The sequence below is a fragment of the Thiolapillus sp. genome, assembly GCF_048562965.1.
GTDB classification, from domain to species: Bacteria; Pseudomonadota; Gammaproteobacteria; order Chromatiales; family Chromatiaceae; genus Thiolapillus; species Thiolapillus brandeum_A.
This window is the reverse complement of sequence record NZ_JBHNMF010000974.1, coordinates 1-1,053: the sequence shown is the minus strand read 5'-3', so window position 1 is coordinate 1,053 and position 1,053 is coordinate 1. Positions and strand designations below refer to the sequence as shown.

The following is a 1,053-nucleotide window of genomic DNA, read 5'->3' as shown; positions in this document are numbered from 1 at the left end:
GCGTTCGGAGGCCTACTTTGTTTTCCCTCTGGCGCAAGGCACGCCGGGAAAACAGTGCGGCCTCGCGGCTACTGGGGTCTACCAGCCTTCGCTTCGCTCTCCATGGCTGGCAGCGGATGACGGGACCCTGGAATTGCTGCTTTTTCTCACAGCCATTGCCGTCATCCGGCTGGGAGACCATCTGGCCATCCGCCAATGCGCAACCGCCATACGTCCCGTCCTGGTGGTGGTTTCCAGCGCGGTTTCTATCAAACTGCTACTGGCGTAAAATGACCGTTACTTCTCCCCGTCATCGATATCCCATGAAACAGAAATTGCTCAACATGCTGCAGTTGCAGGACCGGCTCAACCGCCAGATCAACCCTGACTGGCTGCAGGCCGGCTACGAATGGTATCGCGCCATCTGGCTGGAGAGCGCCGAACTCATGGAACACTACGGCTGGAAATGGTGGAAGGCCCAGGAACACGACCTGGAACAGATCCGCCTGGAGCTCATCGACATCTGGCATTTCGGCCTCAGCGCCGAACTGGTCAGCCGCCAGGGCGATCACGCCGCTGCCGCGGACAACATGCTGGGACAACTGCAGGGACAGCATTCCGCGGAAACCGACTTCCGCAACAATGTCGACCAGCTGGCGCGCCATGCCCTGGAACAGCAGTCCCTAGATATGCCGGCATTCCTTTCCCTGCTGGCAGACGTGGACAGCAGCTTCGATGACCTGTATCGCATCTACGTGGGCAAGAATGTGCTCAACCGCTTCCGCCAGGATCACGGTTACAAGGACGGCAGCTACATCAAGACCTGGCAGAACCGGGAAGACAACGAACACCTGGCAGAAATCAGCGCCGGACTGGATGCCGACGCAGCGGACTTCGAACAGCAGATCTACAGCGGGCTACAGGCCCGCTATCCCCGGACCTGACCTGCGCATGCCCATTGCCGGACGTATGCTGACACGGGTTGTGGCACTCTGGCTGCTGCTGTCGGCAACCGTCACCATGGCAGACGAGATCTTCGTGGCCGTGGCCGTGGCCGTGGCCGTGGCCGTGGCC

2 protein-coding genes are annotated in these 1,053 nt (G+C 60.5%); both read left to right on the top strand.

Features of this window, described 5'->3' with window-relative positions:
• On the top strand, positions 1-268 hold a 268-nt coding region (locus ACOCD2_RS21595; RefSeq protein WP_293652589.1), incomplete at its 5' end, for a hypothetical protein.
• A gap of 34 nt (positions 269-302) precedes the next feature.
• Complete coding sequence (locus ACOCD2_RS21590; protein ID WP_293652591.1) at positions 303-923, top strand: dUTP diphosphatase; 621 nt, start codon at positions 303-305, stop codon at positions 921-923.
• The last annotated feature ends 130 nt before the right edge of the window (positions 924-1,053 follow it).